Genomic DNA, 12,827 nt, shown 5'->3' with positions numbered 1-12,827 from the left:
TCCAAAAAACAAAAACCGGGGCACTGGGCCCCGGCTTCCGTCAACGAAACGTTTAGATACGTTCGAAGACGGTGGAGATGCCTTGGCCGAGGCCAATGCACATGGTTGCAACCCCAAGGTTGCCGCCATTTTGCTTCATCACGTTAAGCAACGTGCCGGAGATACGAGCGCCGGAACACCCAAACGGGTGACCCAAGGCAATCGCGCCGCCGTGCAGGTTAACCTTCTCGTTCATCTTGTCGAGCACTTTCAAATCTTTCAGCACTGGCAGGGCCTGTGCGGCGAAAGCTTCGTTGAGCTCGAAGAAGTCGATGTCGGAGATAGTCAGGCCTGCGCGCTTCAATGCTTTTTGTGTGGCCGGTACTGGACCATAGCCCATGATTGCCGGGTCCACACCTGCGACTGCCATCGAACGAATCACGGCCATCGGCTGGATACCCAGGTCCTGGGCACGCTGGGCCGACATCACGATCATGCACGAAGCACCGTCAGTGATCTGCGACGAAGTACCGGCTGTCACGGTGCCGCCCTTTGGATTGAAGGCCGGCTTCAGGGCCGCCAGGCTTTCCAGGGTGGTGTCCGGACGAATGGTTTCGTCGTAGTCGAACAGTTTCAGGAAACCGTTCTCGTCGTAGCCGTTCATCGGGATGATTTCATCCTTGAACTTGCCTTCCACGGTTGCCTTGTGGGCCAACTGGTGGGAACGCAGGCCGAATGCATCCTGGGCTTCGCGGGTAATGCCGTGCATTTTGCCGAGCATTTCAGCGGTGAGGCCCATCATGCCCGAGGCTTTCGCCGCGTACAGGGACATGTGCGGGTTCGGATCCACACCGTGCATCATGCTGACGTGGCCCATGTGCTCCACGCCGCCGACCACGAACACATCACCGTTACCGGTCATGATCGCTTGGGCAGCGGTGTGCAGCGCGCTCATGGACGAGCCACACAGCCGGCTGACGGTCTGGCCGGCAGCGGTGTGCGGGATCTGCGTCATCAGGGAAGCCATGCGGGCGATGTTCCAGCCCTGCTCCAGGGTCTGGTTGACGCAGCCCCAGATCACGTCTTCGACTTCGTTCGGGTCGACCTTGACGTTGCGTTCCAGCAATTTGCTGATCAGGTGCGCCGACATGTCTTCGGCACGGGTGTTGCGGTGCATGCCGCCCTTGGAGCGGCCCATCGGAGTACGACCGAAGTCGACAATCACGACGTCTCTTGGATTCAAGCTCATAAATATTCTCGCTCTAGTCGTCTGGGCACTTAACCGAAGAAGCTCTGGCCGTTCTTGGCCATCTCGCGCAGCTTCGCAGTCGGGTGGTACAGCGGGCCCAGATCAGCGTATTGATCAGCCAGGGCAACGAACTCGGCCACACCGATGGAATCGATGTAACGCAGCGCACCACCACGGAATGGAGGGAAACCAATACCGTAGACCAGGCCCATGTCGGCCTCGGCTGCGGTTTCAACGATGCCGTCTTCCAGGCAGCGCACGGTTTCCAGGCACAGGGCGATCATCATCCAGTTGACGATGTCCTCGTCGGACACTTCACGCTGTTCGTAGATGACCGGCGCGAGTACTTCGTGAACCGATGGGTCGGCCACTTTCTTCTGCTTGCCCTTCTTGTCGGTCTCGTAGGCGTAGAAGCCCTTGCCATTCTTCTGGCCCAGGCGCTTGGCTTCGTAGAGCGCGTCGATCGCCGAGCGGCGGTCGTCTTTCATGCGATCCGGGAAGCCTTCAGCCATTACGTCGCGACCGTGGTGGCCGGTGTCGATGCCGACCACGTCCATCAGGTACGCCGGGCCCATTGGCCAGCCGAATTTTTCCATGACCTTGTCGATGCGCACGAAGTCCACACCGGCGCTGACCAGCTTGGCGAAACCGCCGAAGTACGGAAACAGTACGCGGTTGACCAGGAAGCCCGGGCAGTCATTGACGACGATCGGGTTCTTGCCCATTTTCTTGGCGTAGGCAACGGTGGTGGCAACGGCCAGCTCGCTGGACTTCTCGCCACGGATCACTTCCACCAGCGGCATCATGTGCACCGGGTTGAAGAAGTGCATGCCGACGAAGTTTTCCGGACGCTTGAGCGCCTTGGCCAGCAAGGTGATGGAAATGGTCGAGGTGTTGGACGCCAGGATCGTGTCTTCTTTCACCTGGGCTTCAACTTCAGCCAGTACCGCCTGCTTGACCTTCGGGTTCTCGACAACCGCTTCGACCACCAGGTCGACGTGGCCGAAATCACCGTAGGACAGGGTCGGACGAATGCCGTTAAGCACTTCAGCCATTTTCGCTGCAGTCATGCGGCCTTTATCAACGCGGCCTACCAGCAGCTTCGCGGCTTCTGCCAGACCCTGCTCGATGCCGTGCTCGTTGATGTCTTTCATCAGGATCGGCGTGCCTTTGGACGCCGACTGATAGGCGATACCGCCGCCCATGATACCGGCGCCGAGTACGGCAGCCTGTTTCACGTCGCGAGCGATTTCGTCGTAGGCCTTGGCCTTTTTCTTCAGTTCCTGATCGTTCAGGAACAGACCGATCAAGCTCTGCGCGGCAGAGGTCTTGGCCAGTTTGACGAAACCAGCGGCTTCGACTTCCAGGGCTTTGTCGCGACCGAAGTTCGCGGCCTTCTGGATGGTCTTGATCGCTTCAACCGGCGCCGGGTAGTTCGGGCCGGCCTGGCCAGCCACGAACCCCTTGGCGGTTTCGAACGACATCATCTGTTCGATGGCGTTGAGCTTGAGTTTTTCCAGCTTTGGCTGACGCTTGGCCTTGTAGTCAAATTCGCCGCTGATGGCGCCCTTGATCAGGTTCAGCGCGGCTTCTGCCAGCTTGTCGGGAGCCACCACAGCATCCACGGCGCCGACTTTCAGCGCGTCTTCAGCACGGTTTTCCTTGCCGGCGGCAATCCACTCGATGGCATTGTCGGCACCGATGATGCGCGGCAGGCGCACGGTACCGCCGAAGCCTGGGTAGATGCCCAGCTTGACTTCCGGCAGGCCGATTTTCGCGGTGGCAGACATCACGCGGAAGTCGGCGGCCAGGCACATTTCCAGACCGCCGCCCAGGGCGATGCCATTGATCGCGGCAACGGTCGGCACGTTGAGGTCTTCGAAATCGCTGAAAATCTTGTTGGCTTCGAGGTTGCCAGCCACAAGCTCGGCATCGGGCAGCTTGAAGTTGTCGACGAATTCGGTGATGTCAGCGCCGACGATGAACACGTCCTTGCCGCTGGAGACGATCACGCCCTTGACCGAAGCATCTGCTTTGATGGTGTCTACGGCCTGACGCAATTCATTCAGGGTTAGACGGTTGAACTTGTTGACGGACTCACCCTTGAGGTCGAATTTCAATTCGACGATGCCACTTTCAAGAGCCTTAACCGTGATGGCTTTACCTTCGTAAATCATCAACTGATCTCCACGATATGGAAGCTGAACAGTACACGTCGGACGCAGGATTCAGCGTAGGCACTGACGTTACCGTCGATGCTAACGCCAATTTGCCAGGCACACCCGCCAACGCGATAGTCGGGATTCTGTACGAATGGTCTGAAAGACAAACGCTCAATTCATACGCCCGTTTGATTTGGGTACGTCACCTTCAGCCAAATCCGAAGAATTGTCAATCGCTCGAAAGGGCCGCAAAAACGCGACTTTTCAGTCATTTCAGAACCCGGGGCAGCCGGCATCGCCCCGCCAATGTTTAATCATTCGCGAAATCAATAATGTGAATTTTGATTTAAAGGGCTGTACAGAACCGAATATGCGGCTAGGCTAGCGGCACGTAAAACGAATTACCGGCCTGCCTGGCCAACTCCAGCCCGATGATACTTTCGGGCTTTTTAATGCCCGCAGGAATCTCAGGCCAGCGCCTTGAGCACTGCGTCAATGTCCTGCAACACGCTCAACTCGCCCCTCTCGCCCCAGTACAGGGTGATCATTTGCTTGTCGGCTTCGACTTTGTAGACGTTTGCCGGCAGCGTCGCAAAATGTGGCAACAACTTTTCATCGACGCAGGTTTCCTGCCACTGATTGACCCAAACCCCCGGCTCCAACTGCCAGTAACTCCAGGTCACCCGCGTGGTGCCACGCCGTGGCCGGTGATACTGGGCACACGGGCTTGGCGGCTCGTGCTTGAGCCAGTGTGGCCATTCCTGGGGCGTCAGTTGCATGGCCAGGCCAATGCGCCGCGCCTCCATGCGCAAAGCCATGCGCCCGCTCGAATGGCGCGAAGGACGCAGCCACGCCAGGGGGCTTAAAACCAGCGCAAGGATTGACACCACTATCCAGACCGTCATATGTGTACTCCCGAATTTCTTGATGAGCGGATTTGACCTGACGCAACCCCATCCGCTTGAAACCAGCCATACTGAACTTATCGCTTTCCCTTGGAGGACTCCTCATGCCCTACGAACATATTCTGGTCGCCGTGGACCTGACCGAAGAATGCGACCCCGTGATCAAGCGGGCCGTAGGCCTTGCAGGCGACTCGGTGAAGCTGTCCCTGGTGCATATCGTCGAACCGATGGCCATGGCCTTTGGCGGCGATGTACCGATGGACCTTTCCCAACTGCAACAGCAGCAGTTCGACCAGGCCAAGGAACGCCTTGACCGGCTGATCAACAAGTACCCTGCCCTGAAAAAAGACCAGAGCCACCTGACCTACGGCCAGCCGCGCCAGGAAATCCACCACCTGGCCAAGGAGCAAGGTTGCGACCTGATCGTGGTCGGCAGCCACGGCCGTCACGGCCTGGCCTTGCTGCTGGGCTCCACCGCCAATGACGTGCTGCACGGCGCACCTTGCGATGTGCTGGCCGTGAAACTGGTCAAGAGCTCGTAAGACCAACGGCAATCCAATGTGGGAACGGGCTTGTGTGGGAGCGGGCTTGCTCGCGAAAGTGGTGGATCAGTCGACAAATATATGGACTGACACACCGCATTCGCGAGCAAGCCCGCTCCCACATCTGAACCGCGTTTCATACAAAAAACCCGGCGCTCATACAAATGAGCGCCGGGTTTTTTATTGCGCTTGAATCACTCAGGCATCCAGCTCGGCCCAGCGTTCAACCAGGGCTTCAAGCTCGCTGTTAAGCTGCTCGAGGGATGCAATCACCTTGGCGGTTTCTGCAGCCGGACGCAGGTAGAAACCCGCGTCAGCCATTTCAGCTTCAACGGCAGCAATCTGCTGTTCCTTGGCGTCGATATCACCCGGCAGTGCTTCCAGCTCACGTTGCAGCTTGTAGCTGAGCTTCTTCTTCGCAGCAGGTGCTTCCTGGGCTGGTGCCGGAGCAGCAGCCACTGGAGCAACCACGGCCGAGGTCAAGTCAGCCTTGCCGGACTTGCTCTCGGTCACGCCCAGCAGGCGCGGCGAGCCGCCCTGGCGCAGCCAGTCCTGGTAACCACCGACGTATTCACGCACCTTGCCTTCGCCTTCGAAGACCAGGGTGCTGGTGACCACGTTATCGAGGAATGCCCGGTCGTGACTGACCATCAGCACGGTGCCGTTGAAGGTCAGCAGGACCTCTTCCAGCAGTTCCAGGGTTTCCACGTCGAGGTCGTTGGTCGGTTCGTCGAGTACCAGCAGGTTGGCTGGCTTGCTGAACAACTTGGCCAGCAGCAGGCGCGCACGCTCACCACCGGACAAGGCCTTGACCGGCGTACGTGCACGCTGCGGGCTGAACAGGAAGTCGCCCAGGTAGCTCAGCACGTGGCGGCTCTGGCCGTCGATGTCGATAAAGTCGCGACCTTCGGCGACGTTGTCGATCACGGTTTTTTCCAGGTCCAACTGGTGGCGCAACTGGTCGAAGTAGGCCACGTCGATGCGCGTGCCCTCTTCCACGGTACCGCTGGTGGGTTGCAGGCCGTTGAGCATCAGCTTGAGCAAGGTGGTCTTGCCGGTACCGTTGGCGCCGAGCAGGCCGATACGGTCGCCGCGCTGCAGGACCATGGAGAAGTCCTTGATCAGGAACGGGCCGTCCGGGTGATGGAAGCTGACGTTTTCCAGCACCATCACTTGCTTGCCCGACTTGTCGGCGGTGTCCAGCTGGATATTGGCCTTGCCGGTGCGTTCACGGCGCTCGCTGCGCTCGACACGCAGGGCTTTCAGGGCACGTACGCGGCCTTCGTTACGGGTGCGGCGGGCCTTGATGCCCTGGCGGATCCAGACTTCTTCCTGGGCCAGCTTCTTATCGAACAGGGCATTGGCGGTTTCTTCCGCAGACAGCGCGGCTTCCTTGTGCACCAGGAAACTGGCGTAGTCGCCGTTCCAGTCGATCAGGCCGCCACGGTCCAGTTCGAGGATGCGGGTTGCCAGGTTCTGCAGGAAGGAACGGTCGTGCGTGATGAACAGCACGGCGCCCTGGAAATCCTTGAGGGCTTCTTCAAGCCAGGCGATTGCGCCGATGTCCAGGTGGTTGGTCGGTTCGTCGAGCAGCAACAGATCCGGTTCGGAAACCAGGGCCTGGGCCAGCAGGACGCGGCGACGCCAGCCGCCGGACAATTCGGCGAGGGTCTTGTCGGCGGGCAGTTGCAGGCGGCTCAGGGTGCTGTCGACCAATTGCTGCAAGCGCCAGCCGTCGCGGGCTTCGAGGTCTTGCTGGACGTGCATCAGCTTGTCCAGGTCGGCTTCGGTGACGCAGTTCTGCGCCAGGTGATGGTATTCGGCGAGCAGTGCGCCCACGCCGTCGAGGCCTTCGGCAACCACGTCGAACACTGTCCGTCCGTCGGCCACCGGCAATTCTTGCGGCAATTCGCCAATCTTGAGGCCCGGGGCGCGCCAGACAGAGCCGTCATCGGGCTTCTGGTCGCCTTTTACCAGCTTCATCATGCTGGACTTGCCGGTGCCGTTGCGGCCGATGATGCACACCCGCTCACCACGGGCGATCTGCCAGGACACCTTGTCCAACAACGGCATAGCGCCGAAAGCAAGGGACACATCGCTGAATTTGAGCAGGGTCATACGCTTCTCCAAAAACTGGGCGCGCATTCTACCTGACTTAGGGCTCGAGGCGGCCGGCATTTTCGCCGCTGACACGTTCTGTTGGACATTTCAGATGAACTTGAACGAAGCGACCGGCAAAGCTTTCACCGGTTGCGGGCAAAAGGCTAAGCTAGGGGCAATCAGTGTCGGCGACGTCGGCACTAGTCCAGATTCCTCTGCACGGACGTCTCATGCGCAGTCGCCTTTTCAGCTTTTTATCTTGTCTGCTTCTTTCTGCCACCGCCGTTCAATCCGCCCAGGCCGTGGACCTCACCACCCAACGTCAATATTACGATGAAGCCAAACGAGCCCTCGCCAAAGGCGACAGCGGCCCGTATTTCCAATACAGCCAGGCCCTGGCCGACTACCCGTTGACGCCGTACCTCGCCTACGACGAGCTGACCGCGCGACTGAAAACCGCCAGCAACGAGGAGATCGAACAATTCCTCGCCAAGAACGGCGACCTGCCCCAGGCCAACTGGATGAAACTGCGCTGGTTGCGCTGGCTGGCCGACCGTGGCGACTGGCAAACCTTTGAAAAGTACTACGACGCCAAACTCAATTTCGTCGAACTGGACTGCCTCCATGGCCAATTCCAGCTGACCCACAACCAAAAAGCCGAAGGTTATAAAACCACCGAGAAGCTGTGGCTGACCGGTAAATCCCAGCCTGCGGCCTGTGATGCCACCTTTGGCCAGTGGGCCGCCGACGGCCAACTGACCGAACAGAAGATCTGGGACCGCGCCAAGCTGGCCGCCGAAGCCCGCAACTATCCGTTGGCCAACAGCCTGGTGAAGACCCTGCCGACCCTCGGCGCCCAGGGCCGCCTGATGGTGGACGTGGCGCAGAAGCCCGACATGCTCGGCGACCCATCGCGCTTCCTGCCGGCCAACGAGGCCATGTCCGACGCCGTAGGCCTGGGCCTGCGCCGCCTGGCACGCCAGGACCCGGACAAGGCCATGGCCCTGCTCGACGGTTATGCCAGCAGCATGCACTTCTCTCGTGACGAAAAAGTGTCGATCGCCCGGGAAATCGGCCTGACCCTGGCGCGTCGCTACGACCCGCGCGCCCTCGACGTGATGACCAAATACGATCCGGAATTGCGGGACAACACCGTTTCCGAATGGCGCCTGCGCCTGCTGTTGCGCCTGGCCCGCTGGGAAGACGCCTACCAGTTGACCCGCAAGCTGCCCCAGGATTTGGCCACCACCAACCGCTGGCGCTACTGGCAGGCCCGCAGCCTGGAACTGGCAGAGCCGAAGAACCCGCAAGCCCTGGTGATGTACAAGGGTCTGGCCAAGGAACGAGACTTTTACGGTTTCCTGGCGGCGGATCGCTCCCAGTCCCCGTACCAACTGAACAACAAGCCACTGGTGATGAGCCAGGCGCTGATGAACAAGGTACGCAACACACCGGGCGTGCGCCGCGCCCTGGAGTTCTACGCCCGTGGCCAGATCGTTGATGGCCGCCGCGAGTGGTACCACGTCAGCCGGCATTTCAACCGCGACGAAATGGTCGCCCAGGCCAAGTTGGCCTACGACATGAAGTGGTACTTCCCGGCGATCCGCACCATCAGCCAGGCGCAGTACTGGGACGACCTGGACATCCGCTTCCCAATGGCCCACCGCGACACCCTCGTGCGCGAAGCCAAGGTCCGCGGCGTGCATTCCAGCTGGGTATTTGCGATCACCCGCCAGGAAAGCGCCTTCATGGACGACGCGCGCTCCGGCGTCGGCGCCACCGGCCTGATGCAACTGATGCCCGGTACCGCCAAGGAGACTGCGCGAAAGTTCAGCATCCCGCTGGCTTCGCAACAGCAGGTGCTCGACCCGGACAAGAACATCCAGCTCGGCGCCGCCTACCTGAGCCAGGTCCACGCCCAGTTCAACGGCAACCGCGTGCTCGCCACCGCTGCCTACAACGCCGGCCCGGGCCGTGTACGCCAATGGCTGCGCGGCGCCGATCACCTGAGTTTCGATGTGTGGGTGGAAAGCATCCCGTTCGACGAAACCCGCCAGTATGTGCAGAACGTGCTGTCTTATTCGGTGATCTACGGGCAGAAGCTCAATGCACCGCAGCCGCTGGTGGATTGGCATGAGCGGTATTTTGATGATCAGTAAGTAACGCTGTCCCATAAAAAATGCCCACATTGAGAGATGCGGGCATTTTTTGTGGGCGGTGAATCAGTGGGTGGTCGACTCACCATCACTGAACTGCAACGCCGCCAGCCGTGCATACAGCGGATTGCTGGCGATCAGTTGCTGATGCGTCCCAACCGCCACCAGCTTGCCCTGGTCCATCACGGCAATCCGGTCGGCATTCTTCACCGTGGCCAGCCGGTGGGCGATGACCAGGGTGGTGCGCCCTTCCATCAACTGCGGCAGCGCCTGCTGGATCAGGTGTTCGCTCTGGGCGTCCAGCGCGCTGGTGGCTTCGTCCAGCAGCAGGATCGGTGCATCCACCAACAAGGCCCGGGCGATGGCCAGGCGTTGGCGCTGGCCGCCCGAAAGGCCCATGCCGCCGTCGCCCAGGTGGGTCTGGTAGCCGTCGGGCATTTGCAAAATGAAGTCGTGGGCGTGGGCGATGCGCGCCGCCTCCTCGACCTGGGTAAAGGTGGCCGTCGGATTGCCGTAGCGGATGTTCTCCTCAACGCTGCCGAAAAACAGCGCCGGGCTCTGGGACACCAGGGCGAAACAGCGGCGCAGGTCCAGCGGATCCAGCTCGGTCAGCGGGTGGCCTTCAAGCAGGATGCGGCCTTGCTGGGGATCGTAGAAACGCAGCAACAGATCGAACATCGTCGATTTACCCGCACCGGACGGACCGACCAGGGCCAGGGTTTCGCCAGCATTGATGCTCAGGCTCAAGCCGTCGATGGCAAAACGATCCGGGCGCGACGGATAGGAGAAGCGCAAATCCTGGATTTCCAGGCGGCCGCTGACCCGCTCCGGCAGCTCGATCACGTTGGCTTCGGGCGCCTTGATCTCATTGCTCGACTGCAGCAATTCGCCAATCCGCTCCGCCGCACCGGCGGCGCGCTGCAACTCGCCCAACACTTCACTCAAGGTACCGACGGCACTGCCGACGATCAGGCTGTAGAACACGAACGCCGCCAGCTCACCACCGGAAATGCGCCCGCCGATCACGTCCATGCCGCCGACCCAGAGCATCACGCCCACGGCGCCCAGCACCAGCATGATCACCAGGGTAATCAGCCAGGCGCGCTGCACGATGCGTTTGCGGGCGGTGGTGAACGCCTCTTCCACCGTCAGCGCGAAGCGCTGTTCGTCCTGGACCTGGTGGTTGTAGGCCTGCACGGTCTTGATCTGGCCGAGGGTCTCGGACACATAGCTGCCGACATCGGCGATGCGGTCCTGGCTCTGGCGCGACAGGCTGCGCACCCGGCGGCCGAAGATCAGGATCGGCGCCAGCACCAGTGGCAGCGCTATCACGACGATGCTGGTGAGCTTGGGGTTGGTGACAAACAGCAGCACGATCCCGCCGATCACCATCAAGGCGTTGCGCAGGAACAGCGACAGCGAGGAGCCGATCACCGATTGCAGCAAGGTGGTGTCGGTGGTCAGCCGGGACTGGATTTCCGAGCTGCGGTTGTTTTCGTAGAAGCCCGGATGCAGGTAGATCAAGTGGTTGAACACCTGCCGCCGGATGTCCGCCACCACCCGCTCGCCGATCCACGACACCAGGTAAAACCGCGCAAAGGTGCCCACCGCCAGGCCCAGCACCAGGATCATGAACAGACCGATGGACTGGTTGAGCAGGTGCGGCGACTGGGTCATGAACCCCTGGTCCACCAGCAGGCGAATACCCTGGCCCATGGACAAGGTAATGCCGGCGGTGACGATCAGCGCCAACAAGGCGCCCAGGGCCTGCCAGCGGTAGGGAGCGACGAAGCGACTGGCCAGGCGAATCGCGCGGCGTTGACGGGCTGAGAGCATGGAGGGTTTCACCTGAAGGTTGGAGACGGGAACCTGCATAGCTACATGGGGGGAACTTGAGCGAATCACAATGAGTCAGGTTAATTATGCTCACCGAACCTAGGCCCTAGAGGCTATCGGTCTAAGGATCGGCTGGAAATTTGTATCGGTTTCTGCTGGACTGGGCATTCGATCTGCGGGCCGCGCAAGGAGTTGTAACAACGCGGTCACGCGGGGGTTTTAAAGTAGGTACACAACCTGATGAGGAGACGGGCCATGTCCTTGCAAAACAGCAGCAACGCCAAAATTCAAGTGATCCGCCAACCGCAGCAATTGCCTTGCTCGTATATCGACGCTCAGGGCCGCGAAGTGCAAATCACCGAAGAAATGATCCAGAGCGCGTGCGCCGAACTGGAACAGAAATTGGTCAAGCCTGCCAAGCGAGGCTGATTCGCCCACGCTCTCTTAAACCCGGCCTTGATGGCCGGGTTTTTTATGCCTTCAGATTGCCTGTGCGCCCAATGCTGCCACGATGCTCGACAAGGCGGCAGACTCGCCGTTGATCCGCACTTTCAAGCCGTCAATCTCACGCCGCTCGGGGTAGTGCTTGCGCAATAGGTCGAAGGCCTTGCGCTGCTCATCCACTGTGCCTACCAGGCTGCGGCGGAAATCCGCGTCATCACGGCGCGGGTCGTACACGCTGCGGCACAGGGTCGCCAGGGCCCAGGCCGGATCGGTATTGGCATTGAGGCTGACTTCGGCCAGCCACGGCTCCGGCAGCAAGTCGCTCAATTGAATCGTCGGGTCCTGACCAAGATGCCGGCAAAACGCCTGATAGATCTGCGCCGTGCCGCGCTGCTTGCCGTCCAGGCTGTAGCCGGCGATATGCGGGGTGGCCAGCACACACAGGTCGGCCAGGTCGACGTCCACCTGCGGCTCGCCTTCCCACACATCCAGCACGGCCTGCAGGTCTTCGCGCGCCAGCAGCACCTCCTTGAGGGCGGCGTTGTCCACCACCGGGCCGCGGCTGGCGTTGATCAGCCAGGTACCGGGCTTGAGCTGGTTGAGGCGCTCGCGGTCGAACAAGTGCCAGGTGGAGCCGTTGCCGGATTTGTTCAGCGGCGTGTGCAGGCTGATCACATCGCACTGCTCGACGATTTGCTCCAGGCTGACGTAATCACCGTCCTCGGCGATCTGCCGGGGCGGGTCGCACACCAGCACGTTCCAGCCCAACGCCTTGAGCACCTTGACCAGACGCCCGCCGACTTCACCGGCCCCCACCACACCGTAGGTGCGCTGGGCCAGGTCGGCGCCTTCGATCTCGGCCAGGGTCAGCAGGCTGCCCAGCACATAGTCGACCACGCCACGGGCATTGCAGCCGGGGGCGCTGGACCACTGGATGCCGGCGCGCTGGAAGTAATCGAGGTCGAGGTGATCAGTGCCGATGGTGCAGGTGCCGACAAACCGCACCGGCGTGCCTTCGAGCAAGGCACGGGTGACGTTGGTCACCGAACGTACCAGCAGCACATCGGCCTGTTCGATCGTCGCGCGGTCGATGGACCGGCCCGGAACCCGGCGAATCTCGCCGAATCCTTCAAAGAATGCATCGAGCAGCGGGATATTTTCGTCGGCAACAATCAGCATGGCAGGCTCCTTTCGCGGATCAGCAGTGTACAGCGGTTTTCCTTGTGGCGAGGGAGCTTGCTCCCGCTGGAGTGCGGAGCGCTCCCAAATGCAGCACCGTGTTTTTTCAGGTACACATCGGTTGCCCGTTATGGGGCTGCTGCGCAGCCCAGCGGGAGCAAGCTCCCTCGCCACAGCAAGCGCCCTCGCCACAAAACGCTGCATCTGCGCGGGGATGTGTTTACAAATCCACAACACAGGTTTTTTCCTGACCAACACGTCAAGGCGTAGAATGC

General features: G+C 60.7%; 9 protein-coding genes. 3 read left to right on the top strand and 6 right to left on the bottom strand.

The window, feature by feature from the left end; all coding sequences use genetic code 11:
• Nucleotides 1-52: 52 nt before the first annotated feature.
• From fadA to HX839_RS22165, 3 genes are all read right to left on the bottom strand, one after another.
• Nucleotides 53-1,228, bottom strand: a complete 1,176-nt coding sequence (gene fadA / locus HX839_RS22175; RefSeq protein WP_003218978.1) for an acetyl-CoA C-acyltransferase FadA — start codon at nt 1,226-1,228, stop codon at nt 53-55.
• A 29-nt stretch (nt 1,229-1,257) separates the two neighbouring features.
• The gene (gene fadB / locus HX839_RS22170; RefSeq protein ID WP_003218979.1) at nt 1,258-3,405 is read right to left on the bottom strand and encodes a fatty acid oxidation complex subunit alpha FadB; all 2,148 of its coding nucleotides are present in this window, start codon (nt 3,403-3,405) and stop codon (nt 1,258-1,260) included.
• A gap of 452 nt (nt 3,406-3,857) precedes the next feature.
• Nucleotides 3,858-4,295, bottom strand: a complete 438-nt coding sequence (locus HX839_RS22165; protein ID WP_177067691.1) for a hypothetical protein — start codon at nt 4,293-4,295, stop codon at nt 3,858-3,860.
• 104 nt (nt 4,296-4,399) lie between these two features.
• Here HX839_RS22165 and HX839_RS22160 point away from each other — a divergent pair, with 104 nt between their 5' ends.
• Nucleotides 4,400-4,837 carry a universal stress protein gene (locus HX839_RS22160; protein WP_003218985.1) on the top strand — a complete coding sequence of 146 codons (438 nt, stop codon included), beginning with the start codon at nt 4,400-4,402 and terminating at the stop codon, nt 4,835-4,837.
• 198 nt (nt 4,838-5,035) lie between these two features.
• On the opposite strand, the gene HX839_RS22155 is transcribed toward HX839_RS22160, so the two are convergent.
• On the bottom strand, nt 5,036-6,955 hold the full coding sequence (locus HX839_RS22155; RefSeq protein WP_003218986.1) for an ATP-binding cassette domain-containing protein: 1,920 nt from the start codon (nt 6,953-6,955) through the stop codon (nt 5,036-5,038).
• A 212-nt stretch (nt 6,956-7,167) separates the two neighbouring features.
• Here HX839_RS22155 and HX839_RS22150 point away from each other — a divergent pair, with 212 nt between their 5' ends.
• Complete coding sequence (locus HX839_RS22150) at nt 7,168-9,096, top strand: transglycosylase SLT domain-containing protein (protein ID WP_008437594.1); 1,929 nt, start codon at nt 7,168-7,170, stop codon at nt 9,094-9,096.
• A gap of 63 nt (nt 9,097-9,159) precedes the next feature.
• Here HX839_RS22150 and HX839_RS22145 read toward each other — a convergent pair whose 3' ends face one another.
• A complete protein-coding gene (locus HX839_RS22145) occupies nt 9,160-10,968 on the bottom strand; it encodes an ABC transporter transmembrane domain-containing protein (RefSeq protein ID WP_177067690.1) in 1,809 nt (602 codons plus the stop codon).
• 216 nt (nt 10,969-11,184) lie between these two features.
• Here HX839_RS22145 and HX839_RS22140 point away from each other — a divergent pair, with 216 nt between their 5' ends.
• A complete protein-coding gene (locus tag HX839_RS22140) occupies nt 11,185-11,358 on the top strand; it encodes a PA1571 family protein (protein ID WP_003218992.1) in 174 nt (57 codons plus the stop codon).
• 51 nt (nt 11,359-11,409) lie between these two features.
• Here HX839_RS22140 and pdxB read toward each other — a convergent pair whose 3' ends face one another.
• Nucleotides 11,410-12,552 carry a 4-phosphoerythronate dehydrogenase PdxB gene (gene pdxB, locus HX839_RS22135; RefSeq protein WP_177067689.1) on the bottom strand — a complete coding sequence of 381 codons (1,143 nt, stop codon included), beginning with the start codon at nt 12,550-12,552 and terminating at the stop codon, nt 11,410-11,412.
• Nucleotides 12,553-12,827 lie beyond the last annotated feature (275 nt).

It is taken from the genome of Pseudomonas sp. I8001 (genome assembly GCF_013385345.1).
GTDB lineage: Bacteria > Pseudomonadota > Gammaproteobacteria > Pseudomonadales > Pseudomonadaceae > Aquipseudomonas.
The sequence above is the reverse complement of the archived record's forward strand: the minus strand, read 5'-3'. Positions and strand labels throughout refer to the sequence as shown.

Bases quoted from the DNA above. Each gene is read 5' to 3' on its own strand.
- fadA (WP_003218978.1), bottom strand. From the start codon at position 1,228: ATGAGCTTGAATCCAAGAGACGTCGTGATTGTCGACTTCGGTCGTACT.
- pdxB (WP_177067689.1), bottom strand. From the start codon at position 12,552: ATGCTGATTGTTGCCGACGAAAATATCCCGCTGCTCGATGCATTCTTT.
- HX839_RS22140 (WP_003218992.1), top strand. From the start codon at position 11,185: ATGTCCTTGCAAAACAGCAGCAACGCCAAAATTCAAGTGATCCGCCAA.
- HX839_RS22165 (WP_177067691.1), bottom strand. From the start codon at position 4,295: ATGACGGTCTGGATAGTGGTGTCAATCCTTGCGCTGGTTTTAAGCCCC.
- HX839_RS22160 (WP_003218985.1), top strand. From the start codon at position 4,400: ATGCCCTACGAACATATTCTGGTCGCCGTGGACCTGACCGAAGAATGC.
- fadB (WP_003218979.1), bottom strand. From the start codon at position 3,405: ATGATTTACGAAGGTAAAGCCATCACGGTTAAGGCTCTTGAAAGTGGC.
- HX839_RS22145 (WP_177067690.1), bottom strand. From the start codon at position 10,968: ATGCAGGTTCCCGTCTCCAACCTTCAGGTGAAACCCTCCATGCTCTCA.
- HX839_RS22150 (WP_008437594.1), top strand. From the start codon at position 7,168: ATGCGCAGTCGCCTTTTCAGCTTTTTATCTTGTCTGCTTCTTTCTGCC.
- HX839_RS22155 (WP_003218986.1), bottom strand. From the start codon at position 6,955: ATGACCCTGCTCAAATTCAGCGATGTGTCCCTTGCTTTCGGCGCTATG.